Source organism: Mycobacterium sp. 3519A (assembly GCF_900240945.1).
In the GTDB taxonomy this organism is placed as follows: Bacteria; Actinomycetota; Actinomycetes; order Mycobacteriales; family Mycobacteriaceae; genus Mycobacterium.
In genome coordinates, this window is sequence record NZ_OESG01000014.1 from 1,518,569 (window position 1) to 1,533,486 (window position 14,918).

The 14,918-nt window shown below is 68.5% G+C and carries 17 protein-coding genes; 12 read left to right on the plus strand and 5 right to left on the minus strand.

Features of this window, described 5'->3' with window-relative positions; translation table 11 throughout:
* Position 1: 1 nt before the first annotated feature.
* The 3 genes from C1A30_RS28400 to marP are packed head-to-tail and all read left to right on the plus strand — an operon-like array spanning position 2 to position 2,615.
* Entirely contained in the window at positions 2-646 is a 645-nt protein-coding gene (locus tag C1A30_RS28400; RefSeq protein ID WP_101952938.1) for a TlpA disulfide reductase family protein, read from the plus strand.
* The gene (locus tag C1A30_RS28405; RefSeq protein WP_101951584.1) at positions 643-1,425 is read left to right on the plus strand and encodes a CoA pyrophosphatase; all 783 of its coding nucleotides are present in this window, start codon (positions 643-645) and stop codon (positions 1,423-1,425) included. Before C1A30_RS28400 ends, C1A30_RS28405 begins: the two co-directional genes overlap by 4 nt.
* Positions 1,422-2,615, plus strand: a complete 1,194-nt coding sequence (gene marP, locus C1A30_RS28410) for an acid resistance serine protease MarP (protein ID WP_101951585.1) — start codon at positions 1,422-1,424, stop codon at positions 2,613-2,615. Before C1A30_RS28405 ends, marP begins: the two co-directional genes overlap by 4 nt.
* Here marP and C1A30_RS28415 read toward each other — a convergent pair.
* Positions 2,612-3,562: an alpha/beta fold hydrolase gene (locus tag C1A30_RS28415; protein WP_101951586.1), complete on the minus strand. Its 951-nt coding sequence runs from the start codon at positions 3,560-3,562 to the stop codon at positions 2,612-2,614. The two genes, marP and C1A30_RS28415, sit on opposite strands and share 4 nt — an antisense overlap.
* Complete coding sequence (locus C1A30_RS28420; protein WP_067795927.1) at positions 3,562-4,098, minus strand: phage holin family protein; 537 nt, start codon at positions 4,096-4,098, stop codon at positions 3,562-3,564. Before C1A30_RS28420 ends, C1A30_RS28415 begins: the two co-directional genes overlap by 1 nt.
* 111 nt (positions 4,099-4,209) lie before the next feature.
* On the opposite strand from C1A30_RS28420, the gene C1A30_RS28425 reads away from it, so the two are divergent.
* Positions 4,210-4,911, plus strand: a complete 702-nt coding sequence (locus C1A30_RS28425; protein WP_101951587.1) for a S1 family peptidase — start codon at positions 4,210-4,212, stop codon at positions 4,909-4,911.
* On the opposite strand, the gene acs is transcribed toward C1A30_RS28425, so the two are convergent.
* The gene (gene acs / locus C1A30_RS28430) at positions 4,912-6,858 is read right to left on the minus strand and encodes an acetate--CoA ligase (RefSeq protein WP_101951588.1); all 1,947 of its coding nucleotides are present in this window, start codon (positions 6,856-6,858) and stop codon (positions 4,912-4,914) included.
* Positions 6,859-6,950: 92 nt separating this feature from the next.
* Between acs and C1A30_RS28435 the strand changes: the two genes are divergently transcribed.
* Positions 6,951-7,688 (plus strand): oxidoreductase, encoded by a 738-nt coding sequence (locus C1A30_RS28435; RefSeq protein ID WP_200828451.1) that lies wholly within the window; start codon positions 6,951-6,953, stop codon positions 7,686-7,688.
* A 428-nt stretch (positions 7,689-8,116) separates the two neighbouring features.
* Here the strand turns inward: C1A30_RS28435 and C1A30_RS28445 are convergent, their stop codons facing one another.
* Positions 8,117-8,974 (minus strand): HAD-IB family hydrolase, encoded by an 858-nt coding sequence (locus tag C1A30_RS28445; RefSeq protein ID WP_101951590.1) that lies wholly within the window; start codon positions 8,972-8,974, stop codon positions 8,117-8,119.
* A gap of 423 nt (positions 8,975-9,397) precedes the next feature.
* Here C1A30_RS28445 and ssd point away from each other — a divergent pair, with 423 nt between their 5' ends.
* From ssd to C1A30_RS36240, 7 genes are read left to right on the plus strand one after another with little or no spacing between them, the layout of a single operon-like run.
* Positions 9,398-10,468 (plus strand): septum site-determining protein Ssd, encoded by a 1,071-nt coding sequence (gene ssd, locus C1A30_RS28450; RefSeq protein WP_101951591.1) that lies wholly within the window; start codon positions 9,398-9,400, stop codon positions 10,466-10,468.
* Entirely contained in the window at positions 10,465-11,631 is a 1,167-nt protein-coding gene (locus C1A30_RS28455; protein WP_101951592.1) for a TadA family conjugal transfer-associated ATPase, read from the plus strand. The genes ssd and C1A30_RS28455 overlap by 4 nt, the downstream gene beginning before the upstream one ends.
* Positions 11,628-12,413, plus strand: a complete 786-nt coding sequence (locus C1A30_RS28460; RefSeq protein WP_101951593.1) for a type II secretion system F family protein — start codon at positions 11,628-11,630, stop codon at positions 12,411-12,413. The genes C1A30_RS28455 and C1A30_RS28460 overlap by 4 nt, the downstream gene beginning before the upstream one ends.
* Entirely contained in the window at positions 12,410-12,973 is a 564-nt protein-coding gene (locus C1A30_RS28465; RefSeq protein ID WP_101951594.1) for a type II secretion system F family protein, read from the plus strand. The genes C1A30_RS28460 and C1A30_RS28465 overlap by 4 nt, the downstream gene beginning before the upstream one ends.
* Positions 12,974-13,000: 27 nt before the next feature.
* Positions 13,001-13,204, plus strand: coding sequence for a DUF4244 domain-containing protein (locus C1A30_RS28470; RefSeq protein ID WP_101951595.1), 204 nt, complete (start codon positions 13,001-13,003; stop codon positions 13,202-13,204).
* Between the two features lie 41 nt (positions 13,205-13,245).
* Positions 13,246-13,530 carry a TadE family type IV pilus minor pilin gene (locus C1A30_RS36235; protein WP_235010390.1) on the plus strand — a complete coding sequence of 95 codons (285 nt, stop codon included), beginning with the start codon at positions 13,246-13,248 and terminating at the stop codon, positions 13,528-13,530.
* The gene (locus C1A30_RS36240; protein WP_255413286.1) at positions 13,517-13,867 is read left to right on the plus strand and encodes an Rv3654c family TadE-like protein; all 351 of its coding nucleotides are present in this window, start codon (positions 13,517-13,519) and stop codon (positions 13,865-13,867) included. Before C1A30_RS36235 ends, C1A30_RS36240 begins: the two co-directional genes overlap by 14 nt.
* On the opposite strand, the gene C1A30_RS28480 is transcribed toward C1A30_RS36240, so the two are convergent.
* On the minus strand, positions 13,864-14,907 hold the full coding sequence (locus tag C1A30_RS28480; protein ID WP_101951597.1) for a PAS domain-containing protein: 1,044 nt from the start codon (positions 14,905-14,907) through the stop codon (positions 13,864-13,866). The genes C1A30_RS36240 and C1A30_RS28480 overlap by 4 nt on opposite strands.
* Positions 14,908-14,918 lie beyond the last annotated feature (11 nt).

Below are 14,918 nucleotides of genomic sequence, written 5' to 3' on the forward strand. Positions count from 1 at the left end.
AATGAGCACGTCGACCCGGTGGACCGTCGCCGTGCTGGTCGTCGTGGTCGCGTTGGGGGTGGCGCTGTGGACCCAGCTCGGCGACCAGCCCGGTCCCACGTCGCCTGCCGGGCAGTTCCAGGCACGTGAGCATCGCGATGCCGACACGCCGGAAGCGCTCGCGGGCCCGCGGGCGCGCGCCGACCTGCCGCCATGTCCGGTCGGCACCGGGCCAGGACCCGCGCCTCTGCGCGACATCACCCTCGAATGCGCAGGCGATGGCGAGCGCGTCGACGTGGCCACCGCCGTCGCCGGTCGCCCGACAGTGCTCAACCTGTGGGCCTACTGGTGCGGGCCGTGCGCCCAGGAACTGCCCGCGATGGCCGAGTATCAGCGCCGCGCCGGATCCGCGGTCACCGTGCTGACCGTGCATCAGGACGAGAACGAGGAAGCGGCGTTGCTGCGGCTGGCCGAACTCGGCGTCCGGCTGCCCACCCTGCAGGACGGGCGCAGGCTGATCGCCGCGGCCCTGCGGGTACCGAACGTGATGCCCGCCACCGTGGTGTTGCGCGCGGACGGTAGCGTTGCCGAAGTTCTGCCGAGGTCGTTCGCGAACGCCGACGAGATCGCCGCGGCGGTGGACCCCCAGATAGGAGTACCGGCGTGAGTTGGGGTGCGGCTGCGGGGGATCTGGACCCCGGCTCGGCCCCGTCCTGGCTCAAACCGCTGACCGACAACTGCAGGGACGTCAAACGCGCCTACCGCAGGCGGGTGCCGCCGGAGGTGCTGGCCCTGGTCACCGCCGCCAACACCAAGGCCGCGATCACCGGGGAGAAGCGCGACGCCGCGGTGCTGGTGCTGTTCTCCGGCCCGGCCGAATCGGCGTCCGGCGGCTTGCCTGATGACGCCGACCTGCTGGTCACCGTGCGCGCCTCGACGTTGCGCCACCACGCCGGTCAAGCGGCGTTTCCCGGCGGGGCCGCCGATCCCGGCGACGCCGGCCCGGTGCACACCGCGCTGCGCGAGGCCAACGAGGAAACCGGCATCGACACCGGCAGGCTGCAGCCACTGTGCACGCTGGAGCGGATGTACATCCCGCCGTCGGGTTTTCACGTCGTCCCGGTTTTGGCGTATTCACAGGATCCTGGGCCGGTGGCCGTCGTCGACGAACACGAGACCGCGATCGTTGCCAGGGTGCCGGTGCGCGCGTTCATCAACCCCGAGAACCGAATCATGGTGTACCGCAAGGAAAACACCCGCCGCTTCGCGGGCCCGGCATTCCTGCTCAACGAGATGCTGGTGTGGGGATTCACCGGTCAGGTGATCTCGGCGATGCTCGATGTCGCCGGGTGGGCCAAGCCGTGGAACACCGACGACGTTCGAGAACTCGAGGAGGCAATGGCGCTCGTCGGGCGCGAGGACAGCTACGGTGAAGCTCAACAATGACATCGTCACAGTGGCTTGACCTCGCCGTCCTCGCGATCGCGTTCGTGGCCGCCATCTCCGGGTGGCGCTCGGGCGCGCTCGGCTCGCTGCTGTCCTTCGTCGGTGTGGTGCTGGGCGCGGTCGCCGGGGTGCTGCTTGCCCCGCACATCGTCTCCCACATCAGCGGGCCGCGCACCAAGCTGTTCGTGACGTTGTTCTTGATCCTCGCGCTGGTGGTGATCGGTGAGATCGCCGGGGTGGTGCTCGGTCGCGCGGTCCGCGGTGCGCTGCGCAACCGCGCGCTGCGCACCTTCGACTCGATCATCGGTGTCGGCCTGCAACTGGTCGCCGTGCTGGTGGCCGCGTGGATGCTGGCCACCCCGCTGACGTCCTCGGATCAGCCGAACCTGGCCGCCGCGGTGCGCGGCTCGAAGGTGCTCGCCCAGGTGGATGAGGTGGCGCCCAGTTGGCTGAAGTCCGTGCCGACGCGGCTGTCGGCCCTGCTCGACACATCCGGGCTGCCCGACGTGCTCTCGGAGTACGGCCGCACCCCGATCATCGCGGTCGACGCGCCGGACGCCGCGCTGGCCAACGACGCCGTGGTCGCCGCCAGTAGGCCCAGCGTCGTCAAGATCCGCGGAGTCGCACCCAGCTGCCAAAAGGTGTTGGAAGGCACCGGTTTCGTGGTCGGACCCAATCGGGTGATGTCCAACGCGCACGTGGTGGCGGGCTCCGACAGCGTCACGGTCGAGGTCGACGGCCAGACGTACGACGCGAGCGTGGTGTCCTACGATCCCGAAGCCGACATCTCGATCCTCGACGTGCCGAATCTGCCGTCGCAGCCGCTGCAGTTCGCCGAGGGTGCCGCGCCGACGGGCACCGACGCGATCGTGATGGGGTATCCGGGCGGCGGCGACTTCGTCGCCACCCCGGCCCGCGTTCGCGAGATCATCGAACTCAACGGCCCCGACATCTACCGCTCCGCGACCGTGACCCGCGAGGTGTATACGATCAGAGGGACTGTGCGGCAAGGGAATTCGGGCGGTCCGATGATCAACCGGTCGGGCCAGGTGCTCGGCGTGGTGTTCGGTGCCGCCGTCGACGACGCCGACACCGGCTTCGTGCTGACCGCCAAGGAAGTCTCCAGGCAGATGGCGAAGATCGGCAACACCGAACGCGTCCCGACGGGCACCTGCGTCGGCGGCGCTTAGCCGTACACCTGCTTCAGGAACCTCGACAGCTGCTCGTTGACCGGCTCAGGCGCTTCCTCGTGGCCGAAATGTCCTGCGCCGCCGATGGATACGTAACGTCCGTGCGGCGCATAGTGCTGGGTTCGGTACACCGGGTCGGCCAGCACGTACGGATCGGCGTCGCCACGCATGTGCAGCACAGGTACGGCCAGCGGTCGCTTCATCGAACGCATGAACCGCCGTCCCTCACCGCGCAGTTGGCTGCGTACCGCCCAGCGTTGATATTCCAGCGCCGAGTGTGCGGCCGACGGAATCTGGATGGCCCGCCGCATATGCCCGATCGTCTCCGAAAAGTCTTCTGAGGCAAGCCATTTGTCGCTGGCCCTGCTGCGCACCAGGCGCTCCAGCTCCTCGCCGTCCTTGCGCGTCAGCGAACGTTCGGGCCACATCGGCACTTGATAGCGCAGCATCGACGGCAGCAGGGCGCCGCCCTGGTCGCGTCGGGTCAGCGTCGACGCCCGCAGCGCGACGGGATGCGGTGAGCTGACGAGGGCGATGGCCCTCACCATCCGCGGGTGCAGCACCGAGGTCGCCCAGCACACCAGCCCGCCGTCGGCATGCCCGACCAGCGTTGCCGCCTTGTGGCCCAGCGCGCGCACCAGGCCTGCGGTGTCGCCCGCCAGCGTCCAGCCGTCGTATCCGCGCGGCGGTTTGTCGCTGCCGCCGTAGCCGCGCAGGTCGACCGCGACCACCCGGGCACCGGACAGCCCGCGTAATTGATGGCGCCAGGACCACCAGAATGATCCGAAGCCGTGCAACAGAATCACCAGCGGCCTGTCCGTGACCGGAGCCTTCGCCGCTTGAGCCGACTCCGCCTCCACGACATGGAAGCGAATCCCGTTGGCGTGCACCTCGAGATGCCGCCAGGGACCGTCGATGCGGACCACCGACGGGTCGGGCGGGGCCATTACCAGCCTGACGGATCGGTCTGCGCGCCGGGACCTTCACCGTTGGGCGATGCCGTGATGGCCTTGTCCTTGTCGTGGCCCGGGGTGAGGGCCTCGCGGGTCTCCTTGACCGATTCGATGGTCTTCTGCGGCCCGCGGATGCGGCGCACCTTGAGGTACCCGAGCAGGGCCAGCCCGCCGGTGACCACCAGCATCAGCGCGAACACGATCAGGAACGCCACCCATCGCCACAGCCAGGTGTCGAGCAGTTCGGCGAGGAAGAAGAAGAAAAAGAAGGTCGAGTAGAACAACACGACCAGGGCGAGGATGAAGTAGACGCTGCCGGTGAGGCCCTTTTTGACGTCGCGGGTGATCTCGGCCTTGGCCAGTTCCACCTCGGCGCGGACCAGCGTCGACACCTGGGCCGTCGCATCCTTGACGAGGTCACCGATCGACGGGTTCTCCTTGGGCGCATGCGGGTCGACCAGCGGTATCGAGGTCACGGTCGTCGGCACGCCATCCCTGCGATCACTCACGGAACACTTCCTCCCCGGCATCCGGTGTCAGTCGCGTTCATGTTGCCACGTGGCGTCCACGGAAACGATCCGGGCCGAAGTTAGACTGACGGCGTTGCATGGTCAGGCGGCACGTGGACGGGAGTTTGACATTTGAGGACCAGCGTCCGCTGCCTGACGGTGTCCGCGGTGATCGCGGCGCTGTGCGCGCTCGTGGTCCCGTCCGCTCACGCCGACGGGTTGGTGCCGCTGGGCGGCGGCTCGGGCATCGTCATCGAGGGCGACACATTCTGCACGCTCACCGCGATCGGCAACGACAATCGCGGCAACCTGGTCGGCTTCACCTCCGCGCACTGCGGCGGACCAGGGGAACGGGTGTCGGCCGAAGGACAGGATGCCGCCGGGGTGCTCGGCACCATGGTGGCAGGCAACGACGTGCTGGACTATGCGGTGATTCAGTTCGACCCGCAGAAGGTGCAGCCGGTCAACAACGTCAACGGTTTCCAGATCGACGGCCTCGGCCCGGATCCGGTGTTCGGCGACATCGCATGCAAACTCGGCCGCACGACCGGCTATTCGTGCGGGGTGACGTGGGGGCCGGGGGAGCAGCCCGGCACGATCGTCAACCAGGTGTGCGGCCAGCCCGGTGACTCCGGTGCGCCGGTGACCGTCAACAACCGGCTGGTCGGCATGATCCACGGCGCCTTCAGCGAGGAATTGCCAACGTGCGTCGTGAAATACATCCCGCTGCATACGCCGGCGGTGACGATGTCGTTCAACACGCAGTTGGCCGACATCACCGCGAAGAACCGACCGGGCTCAGGCTTCGTCCCGGTCGGCGCCTCGGCTTCTTGACTACTTGCTTGCCCTGATCGCCTCGAACACGCTGGGGTCCACCAGCGTCGAGGTGTCACCGAGTTCGCGCCCTTCGGCGACGTCGCGCAGCAGTCGACGCATGATCTTGCCGCTGCGCGTCTTCGGCAACTCCGGCACGACGTGAATTTCGCGGGGCCGCGCGATCTTGCCGATCTCCTTGGCCACCTGGTTGCGTAGCTCCTCGACCATGTTGCCGTTGTCCTTGGCGTGCGATTCGAGGATCACGAACGCGCAAATGCCTTGCCCTGTGGTCTCATCCGAGGCGCCGACCACCGCTGCTTCGGCGACGCCGGAGTGTCCGACCAATGCGGACTCCACCTCCGTGGTCGAGATGCGGTGGCCGGACACGTTCATCACGTCGTCGATGCGGCCCAGCAGCCAGATGGAACCGTCCGAGTCGACCCGGGCACCGTCGCCGGCGAAATACCAGCCCTTGTCGGCATATCGCGACCAGTAGGTCTCCTTGTACCGCTCCGGGTCGCCCCAGATGCCGCGCAACATCGACGGCCACGGCTGATCCAGCACCAGGTAGCCGGTGACGTGTTCACCCTCGTCGGCGCCGGGCACCAGCTCGTTGCCCTCCTCGTCGACGATCTTTGCCGAGATGCCGGGCAACGGCTGCATCGCCGATCCGGGCTTGGCCGCGGTCAACCCGGGCAGCGGCGAGATCATGATCGCGCCGGTCTCGGTCTGCCACCAGGTGTCGACCACCGGAGTCTTGTTGGCGCCGAAGACATCCCGATACCACCGCCACGCCTCGGGGTTGATCGGCTCACCCACGCTGCCGAGCAGTCGCAGGCTGGACAGATCGTGGGCATCGGGGATCTCGCGGCCCCACTTCATGAACATCCGGATCAATGTCGGGGCGGTGTAATAGATAGTGACACCGTACTTTTCGATGATCTCGAAATGCCGGTGCTCGTTGGGCGAGTTCGGGGTTCCCTCGTACACCACCTGGGTGGCGCCGTTCGACAGCGGGCCGTAGACGATGTAGGTGTGTCCGGTGACCCAACCGATATCCGCTGTGCACCAAAACACGTCGGTCTCGGGCTTGATGTCGAAGACGTAGTAGTGCGTGTAAGAGGCCTGCGTCAGGAAGCCGCCGGAGGTGTGCATGATGCCCTTCGGCTTGCCGGTGGTGCCTGACGTGTACAGCAGGAACAACGGGTGCTCGGAATCGAACGCCTCAGGAGTGTGCTCGGCGGAGGCGTTCTCGACGGTGTCATGCCACCACAGATCGCGGCCGTCGGTCCATGGTGTGTCAATTCCGGTGCGGCGCACCACAAGTACGTGCTCGACGGAGTCTTGTCCCTTGACGGCCTCGTCGACCGACTCCTTGAGCGACACCGCTTGGCCGCGCCGGTACTGGCCGTCGGAGGTGATCACCAGCCTGGCTTCGGCGTCTTCGATGCGGGCCGCCAGCGCCGCCGACGAGAAGCCGGCGAACACCACCGAATGCAGCACGCCGAGGCGGGCGCAGGCCAGCATCGCGACGATCGCCTCCGGCAGCATCGGCATGTAGATGGCCACCCGATCGCCGGCGACCAGTCCGAGGTCGGTCAGCGTGTTGGCGGCCTTGCTCACCTCGGCGAGCAGGTCGGCATACGTGATCTCGCGGCTGTCGCCGGGCTCACCCTCCCATCGGATCGCCACCCGATCGCCGTTGCCCGCCTCGACATGGCGGTCGACGCAGTTGTAGGCCACGTTGAGCTTGCCGCCGACGAACCACTTCGCGAAAGGCGCGCCCGACCAGTCGAGCACCTCGTCGAACGGCGTGGCCCAGGACAACCGGTTGGCCTGTTTCGCCCAGAACGCCAGCCGATCTTGTTCGGCCTCGCGGTACATCTCCTCGGTGGCATTTGCGGCAGCGGCGAACTCTGGTGAGGGCGGGTAGACGGACTGAACTTCGGTGTGCGCGTCGGACATATCTGTGAGCCTAGTCACCGGGCTGTTGCGCCGACGGTGGGTTGCGGTCGCGCTCGATGTGTGGCCGACCGTGTTCGGTAGCCTGTGCTGCCGTGACCGATCCGCTGGCCCCGTTGGCCGAGCTGCCCGGGGTGGCCGCCGCGGGTGACGAAGCCCGTGAGGCGCTGGGCCGCGCGCACCGCCATCGGGTCAACTTGCGTGGCTGGCCCGCGACCGCCGCGGAGGCCGCGCTGCGGGCCGCCCGCGCATCGTCGGTACTCGACGGCGGGCCACTGACACTGTCCGAAGACGGTGCGGCCGATCCCGTGCTGGCAGGCGCGTTGCGGGTGGCGGAGGCCCTGGAGGGCGGGGAGAGCTCGTTGGTGGGCGTGTGGCAGCGGGCGCCGCTGCAGGCCATCGCGCGGCTCCACGCATTGGCGGCGGCCGACCTGGCCGACGAGGACAGGCTCGGCAGGCCGCGCGGCGACGCCGAGGTCGGTCAGCGGCTGGCGCTGTTGGCAGACATCGTCACCGGCGGAACGATGGTCCCCGCCCCGGTGTTGGCCGCGGTGGTGCACGGGGAGTTGCTGACACTGGCGCCGTTCGGCACGGCCGACGGCGTGGTCGCGCGGGCGGTCTCACGGCTGGTGACGATCGCCAGTGGGCTCGATCCGCACGGCCTCGGGGTACCCGAGATGTATTGGATGCAGCGTTCCGGGGACTACCGGGCGGCGGCGCGAGGCTTCGCGTCGGGCACGCCGGACGGCCTGACGGCATGGCTGGTGTTGAGCGCCGAAGCGCTGCACGCCGGCGCGCGAGAAGCGTTGGCGATCGCAAAGGCTCAGGCGTGAGTCAACCGGCTCAGCAACGCGAAGCGGGCGACGCTCCGAACTGATTCGGCTCGCCGCCCGCTAGCACGGACTCCGGTTACCAAGCGTGCTTTGTGGGTTGCGTGGGTGGCCTCGGCGTCCGTGCGATGCGCTACGACTGCAACCCCACCCAAAGGGTCGTCGTGGCCGTCCGCTCTTCGCAATCACGCAGGCCCGCAACACTTTTACCTATTCCGCGGTATGTGCTCCGCGTGGGTGCCGGGATCCGTGCTGGGAGGCCGGGTTTGGGAGATCGAGCCTTCTCTTCCGGCTCGGTCTTGGCCGCCCCTGGCTTCCGTGCTTCCTTTGTACCCCGTGACACTCGTCACATCAAGGCCCAATTGCCGGTGTCTCGCGATCGTTACACCGGGCCGTCAGCTACTGACTTCGCTACTCCGAAGTCGCGTTGGTCAGAATGCGAAGCGACGCAGAAGCGAGTACGTCAGCGCGCCCGCGGCGAGGGCGCTCACCCCGACCGCAGCGGTGGTTGCGACGGCGGCTCCCGACGGCGCCGGGATGCGATCGCGCAGCGACACCGGTCTGGAGAAGTTGACCACTGGCCAGTTGCGGGCCGCGGCCTCTTTGCGCAGCGCGCGGTCGGGGTTCACCACGCATGGGTGGCCGACGGTGGTGAGCATCGGCAGATCGGTGATCGAGTCGGAGTAGGCATAGCAATGCTCGAGCGCATAGCCCTCCCGGGCAGCCAGCGCCCGGATGGCTTCGACCTTGCCCTCGCCGTAGCAGTAGAACGCGATCTCCCCGGTGTAGCGGCCGTCCTCGACCACCATCCGAGTGGCCATGGCATGCGTCGCGCCCAGCGCCCGCGCGATCGGCGCGACGATCTCCTCACCAGATGCCGAGACCACGACCACGTCGCGGCCGCACAGCTTGTGATCGGCGATCAACTCGGCGGCCTCGGCGAACACCAGCGGGTCGACGATGTCGTGCAGCGTCTCGTTGACGATCGACTTGACCTGTTCGACATCCCAGCCGGCGCACATATTGGTGATGTACGACCGCATTCGATCCATTTGATCGTGATCGGCGCCCGACATCAGGAATAGGAACTGCGCGTAAGTCGACTTGAGAACTGCGCGCCGATTGATTAGCCCTTGGTCGAAGAAAGGTTTGCTGAAGGCCAGGGTGCTGGATTTGGCAATGACCGTCTTGTCGAGGTCGAAGAAGGCGGCCGTCCGAATTGGTTTGCCGGGCGTCGGTGTCGTCTGCGGTGCAATCGCCCGGTCGGCCGCCTGCTCGGATGCGGTCACACCGCCAGCATAGGGGGCGGTGCGTGACAATTGGCGACAGAGTGTACAAACTGGCAGTTCACGACACGTGCCGGTAACTGCACTCTTCCTGCTGTCTTGTGCTTTCTCTGGCAAGCAGCACTTGCGCCCGCCCGCAGTGCCGTGTGTATAGTGAGCATTACTCGGCTTATGCCGGGTGTGCATCAGCCCGACCCCCCGGGGCTGATACACGACGACCTCCGCCTCCTCCCCCCCTGGCGGGGGTCGTCCCTTTTTGTGGGGTTCTTTCGCAAATGGGACAACACCTTCGCGTTGAGTAGTTGCGGAATGCGATTTTCACCGGACATACCAATTGGTTTGTCAGGTTGTCCACAGACTCGCTTTCATCCACAGATGCCGTCGCGCCGGTAGCGGGCTGTCGGTCACCGGCAGCAGCCTGAGGCCATGACCGCAACCACCGGGGTCTTGGCGCTGGTCGCCGATCCTTCGCTACGAGACGACGTCGACCGCGTCGCGGCCGCCGTCGGCCTGCCCGTCGTGCACGCCGCCGACCCGTCCGGACGCAACGCATGGTCGGGTGCCGGCGCGGTCGTGCTCGATGCGCCCGCCGCCCGCAGGTGCGCACAGCGTGCTCTGCCCCGGCGCGGCCGCGTGGTGCTGGTGGTCGGTGCCGACCCCCACCCGGGCGACTATCACGCCGCGCTCGCCGTGGGCGCAGCTCAGGTCGTCACGCTGCCCGGCGGCGACGGTGAGCTGATGGCCCAACTGGCCGACGCCGCCGAAGACTGTCGAGACGACGCCCGACGTGGCGCCATCATCGGGGTGATCGCGGGGCGTGGCGGGGCAGGCGCATCGGTGTTCTCGACCGCGTTGGCCCAGTCGGCCGGCGCCGACTCCGATGCGCTGCTGGTCGACGCGGACCCGTGGGGCGGCGGAATCGATCTGGTGTTGGGCTGCGAACGCGAGTCGGGGCTGCGTTGGCCCGAGCTGGCGTTGCAAGGCGGCCGGCTGAACTACTCGGCGTTGCGGGATGCCTTGCCGCAACGCCACGGGGTGCGCGTGCTGTCCGGTGGACGCGCCGGGATCGATATCGACGCCGTGCCGCTGAGCGCAGTGCTCGATGCGGGCAGTCGCGGCGGCGCGACGGTGATCTGCGACCTGCCGCGGCGGTCGACCGGTGCTGTGGAGGCGGTGCTGGACGCGGCCGATCTCGTCGTCGTGGTCACCCCGGCGGACGTGCGGTCGTGCGCTGCCGCCGCGGCGATCGGTCCATGGGTGTCGACGGCGAATCCCAACGCGGGCGTCGTCGTTCGGGGACCGTCACCGGGCGGCCTGAGACCGCGCGATGTGGCGGAGATCGTCGAGTTGCCGTTGTTGGCGACGATGCGGGCGGAACCCCGGGTGGCCGATGCGCTCGAACGCGGCGGGCTGCGCCTGCGACGACGATCGCCTCTGGCCGCGGCGGCGCGGCGGGTTCTCGCGGTGCTGCACCAGCGCAGGGTGTCGGCGGCATGAGCGCCTCGTTGGTCGACCGGGTCCGCGAGCGCCTGGCCGCGGAGTCCGGTCCGTTGCGGCCCAACGTGGTGGCCGCCGCGATCCGGGCGGAATCCGGCGGGGTGGTTGGTGACAGCGAGGTGCTGAGCAGCCTGCGCGTCCTGCAGACCGAATTGACCGGCGCAGGCATTCTGGAACCGTTGTTGCGCGCCGAGGGCACCACCGACGTGCTCGTCACCGCGCCCGACGCGGTCTGGGTCGACGACGGAAACGGATTGCGGCGCAGTTCGATTCGCTTCCCCGACGAAGCCGCTGTGCGCAGGCTGGCGCAGCGCCTCGCGCTGTCGGCGGGCAGGCGCCTCGACGAGGCGCAACCCTGGGTCGACGGCCAATTGACGGGGCTGGGCACCGGGAAGTTCAGCGTCCGACTGCATGCGGTACTGCCGCCGATCGCGGCGGGCGGAACCTGTGTGTCGCTGCGGGTGCTGCGCCCGGCCACCCAGGATCTCGCCGCGCTGACTCGCCTCGGCGCCATCGCCACCGAGGCTCGCTCGCTGCTGGAGAACATCATCGCGGCACGGTTGGCGTTCCTGATCTCCGGCGGAACGGGTGCAGGCAAGACCACACTCCTATCGGCCGTGCTGGGCGCCGTCGCCCGCACCGAACGCATCGTCTGTGTGGAGGACGCCGCCGAACTCGCGCCCGCGCATCCGCATCTGGTCAAGCTCGTCGCGCGCGCCGCCAACGTCGAGGGCGTGGGTGAGGTGACGGTCCGGGACCTGGTCAGACAGGCGTTGCGGATGCGGCCCGACCGGATCGTCGTCGGGGAGGTGCGCGGCGCTGAGGTGGCGGACTTGCTCGCCGCGCTCAACACCGGCCACGACGGCGGCGCGGGCACAGTGCACGCCAACAGCCCGTCGGAGGTGCCTGCGCGACTCGAGGCCTTGGCCGCCCTCGGCGGTCTGGACCGTGCGGCGTTGCACAGCCAGTTGGCCGCGGCCGTGCAGGTGGTATTACACGTCAGCCGGGCTCCTGATGGGGGGCGCAAGCTGACCGAGATTTCAGTGCTGCGACGCGGCAGTGACGACCGCGTCCGCGTCGTGACGGCGTGGCACATCGACAACGGATTTGGTTGCGGCCAAGAGGCATTGGTGTCGCTGGTGCGCGAAAGGGGAGTGCTGTGAGTGGCGCGGCGCTGGCGCTCGCGCTTGCCCTGCTTGTGGCACCGGCGGCCCCGGACGGCAGGTGCGAAGCGGTTGGCCTTCGGCAATCGCGTCGACGCCGGTCACTGGTGCTTCCCGGCGCGGTGGTGGCCGGCGTGGCGCTCGCGGTGATGTTGCCGGTCGGCGCCGTCGCGGCCTGTGCTGTCATCGGGGTGACGTTTTGGGTGCGCCGACGACGGCGGATACGTGCGGGCCGCCGTGCCACCGAATCGCGTGCATTGCAGGGAGCGCTGGATGTTCTCGTCGCTGAACTGCGCGTCGGTGCCCACCCGGTCGCCGCGTTCGGTGTCGCGGCCACAGAGGTCGACGGCCCGGTCTCGGAGTCGCTGCGCGCGGTGGCGGCGCGCGGTCGGCTCGGCGCCGACGTCGCCGCGGGCCTCCGCGGCGTGTCCGACGGATCGTTGCTGCCTGCGCATTGGGAACGGTTGGCCGTCTGCTGGCAACTGGCGCAGGACCATGGTCTGTCCATCGCGACGCTGATGCAGACCGCCCAGCGGGACATCGTCGCGCGGGAACGATTCCTCATCGATGTCGACGCCGGAATGACAGGCGCGCGGACCACCGCCGCCGTGCTCGCCGGGCTGCCGGTGCTCGGTGTCGGACTCGGCGAGCTGATCGGCGCACAGCCGCTGGGCTTCCTGTTCTCCAGCACCGTGGGAGGCTGGTTGCTGGCCGTCGGCGTCACGCTCGCGTGCAGCGGCCTGCTGTGGTCGGATCACATCACTGCGCGGGTGTTGAGATGAGTTGGGCTGCTCTGCTTTTGGCGGCCGCGTTGATGTTGGGTGCCGATTCGCGGCCGCTGATGCGGGCACGGGCCGCTCCCGTCAGCCCGCGACGTCGGGCGGCGCAGATCGTCGACGATCCGTTGGCCACCGCGTCCAGTTTCGACGTGTTCGCGGCGTGCCTGCGTTCGGGGATGGCGGTGTCGACGGCGGCGTCGGCCACCGCGGCGTCGGCGCCCGCCCCGTTGGCGCGACTGCTCAACCGTGCCGCTGATCTGTTGGCGTTGGGCGCCGAGCCGGCGGCGGCGTGGACAGGCGCCGACAGCCGTGGCGCGGACGCGCTGATGCGGTTGGCTCGGCGCTCCGCGTCGTCGGGCACCGCGCTCGCGCAGGGCGTCGCGGAGTTGGCAGACCAGTCACGCCATCAGGCTTCTGCCGCGGCGAACGCCGCCGCCGAGCGGGCCTCGGTGTTGATCGCCGGTCCGCTGGGCCTGTGCTATCTGCCCGCGTTCGTGTGTTTGGGCATCGTGCCCGTGGTCGCCGGGTTGGCCGGTGACGTGTTGCGGTCGGGGATCGTGTGACCGCCGACGGAAGTGAGAGGAAACAGCATGGCAGGGGACAAGATTCGCACGCTGTGGGGCCGGTTGACGCTGCTGGCAGTCGCCGACGACGGGATGTCGACGGTCGAGTACGCGATCGGGACCATCGCCGCGGCGGCGTTCGGGGCGATCCTGTACACGGTGATCACCGGCGACTCGATTGTCAGCGCGTTGACCAACATCATCACCAGGGCGTTGAACACCAACGTCTAGGCGATGAGTCGGGCGGCGTCACGGTCGAAGCGGCCTTCGCTATCGCTGCGCTGGTGGTTGTGCTGGTGTTGTGCGTCGCGGGGCTCACCGCTGTCTCGATGCAGGTGCGGTGCATCGACGCCGCGCGCGAGGCGGCCCGCCTCGCCGCGCGCGGTGATCAGTCGGCCACCGTTGCGGCGCAACGCATTGCACCGGACGGGGCGGTCGTGCGGATACGGCGCGACGGTGGGCACGTCGTCGTCACCGTCACGGCCCGGTCGCCGATGTTGCCGGCTGTCAGCATCGCGGCGGAGGCGGTCGCCGCGGCCGAACCTGGCATGGGCTGAACGTGGATCAGCGAGCCTGATCGCGGTCGCGGTGATGGCAATCCTGTTGGCGCTCACCGCGGGTGGCGTCTACGTCGGCGCGGCGGTGGTCGCGCGGCACCGGGCTCAGGCGGCGGCTGACCTGGCGGCGTTGGCCGCCGCGGCGCATCTCGCGGACGGTGCGGACACGGCGTGCGCCCGCGCCGCCGCGCTCACGGACGCCATGGGCACGACCATGACCGGATGCGTGGTCGAAGACCTCGACGTCGTCGTCACCGTCGCCGCGGCGGTGCCGTTGGGCAGGTTCGGTGTGGGCCCGGCCCGTGCCACCGCGAAAGCGGGCCCGGCCGAGGCTTAACGCCTGGCGGTGTCGCCGATGTCGACCAGTTTGGCGGCGGCGATTTCCGTCTCGGTGGGGACACGCAGCGTCGCCAGGCCCGCGTAGACGTCGTTGTCGAGCTGAATCCTATTGACTGTCACGTGAACCGGTGTCCATCCGCCGCCGTTGGCCACCATCCGAAGGACACCCGACGCGGTGCCCGTTGGAACGAAATCACCTGTCATCTCCAGCATTCGGCCGCGGTCGGCCGGATGCACGGCGCGGTTGCCGGTCATGGTGGCGCGCCAGTCGAAGAACGGCGCCGGGTCGTCCAGCCACTTCAACAGCGTCCAATTCTGCAGATCGACCAGGCACCGGTGCACGCCGGGTTGCGCCAGACCGTCGAGGATGCGCTGCGCCAGCTGGTCGCGTGGCGCATCAGAATCCTCGGGAATGCTGCGCCAATTCATCGCTCGGCAGATCAGCTTCTCGGTGCCGTCATCCTGGCTTTCCTGCACCACCCGCGACACGAATCCAATGGTGATCGGCTCACGATTGAAATCGCTGATGTCCCAGGTGCTGGCGAACGTCGTGCCGACTTCGGGCTTGATCGCCATGCACAGCACCTTCGCTTCGCTCGGATTGAGCTCACGGCGCGGCAGATCGTCGGCGAACGCCCTGCCCTGCGTCGGCGTCCGGTCGGGGTCCCATCCGCTGTTCCACAGCGACTCGCGGGTGTCGGTGGCGATGCCCGTCTCGAGGTCCCAGATCAGCGGTCCGGGTATCGGCCGTTCGGGCGGATCGAGGTCCGGCGGACCGATCCACAGGTGGACACCGTGGATCACTCCGTCGGACATCTTGATCACTTCAGTACGAATCACGCGGTCGTTCTTCGGCGTGATGCTGCTCAGCCCGAGGCCGGCGCGCACGGTTTCACCGATGGCCGACTGAACGGCCATCAGGTGGGGGTTGCGTCTCAAGAACGCGCTGATCGGGATGAGATTCTTGGTCCGAGGGCCTTCTGCCACCACGGCGGGCTCGCTGCCAAGTGTCTCCACGAGCAGCCAGTCGTGGGTCATAGCGGCATTTT

Coding starts and splice junctions, on each gene's coding strand:
- C1A30_RS28465 (WP_101951594.1), top strand. CDS start 12,410: ATGAGTTGGGCTGCTCTGCTTTTGGCGGCCGCGTTGATGTTGGGTGCC.
- C1A30_RS28470 (WP_101951595.1), top strand. CDS start 13,001: ATGGCAGGGGACAAGATTCGCACGCTGTGGGGCCGGTTGACGCTGCTG.
- C1A30_RS28480 (WP_101951597.1), bottom strand. CDS start 14,907: ATGACCCACGACTGGCTGCTCGTGGAGACACTTGGCAGCGAGCCCGCC.
- acs (WP_101951588.1), bottom strand. CDS start 6,858: ATGTCCGACGCGCACACCGAAGTTCAGTCCGTCTACCCGCCCTCACCA.
- C1A30_RS28455 (WP_101951592.1), top strand. CDS start 10,465: ATGAGCGCCTCGTTGGTCGACCGGGTCCGCGAGCGCCTGGCCGCGGAG.
- C1A30_RS28415 (WP_101951586.1), bottom strand. CDS start 3,562: ATGGCCCCGCCCGACCCGTCGGTGGTCCGCATCGACGGTCCCTGGCGG.
- C1A30_RS28420 (WP_067795927.1), bottom strand. CDS start 4,098: ATGCCGGGGAGGAAGTGTTCCGTGAGTGATCGCAGGGATGGCGTGCCG.
- ssd (WP_101951591.1), top strand. CDS start 9,398: ATGACCGCAACCACCGGGGTCTTGGCGCTGGTCGCCGATCCTTCGCTA.
- marP (WP_101951585.1), top strand. CDS start 1,422: ATGACATCGTCACAGTGGCTTGACCTCGCCGTCCTCGCGATCGCGTTC.
- C1A30_RS28400 (WP_101952938.1), top strand. CDS start 2: ATGAGCACGTCGACCCGGTGGACCGTCGCCGTGCTGGTCGTCGTGGTC.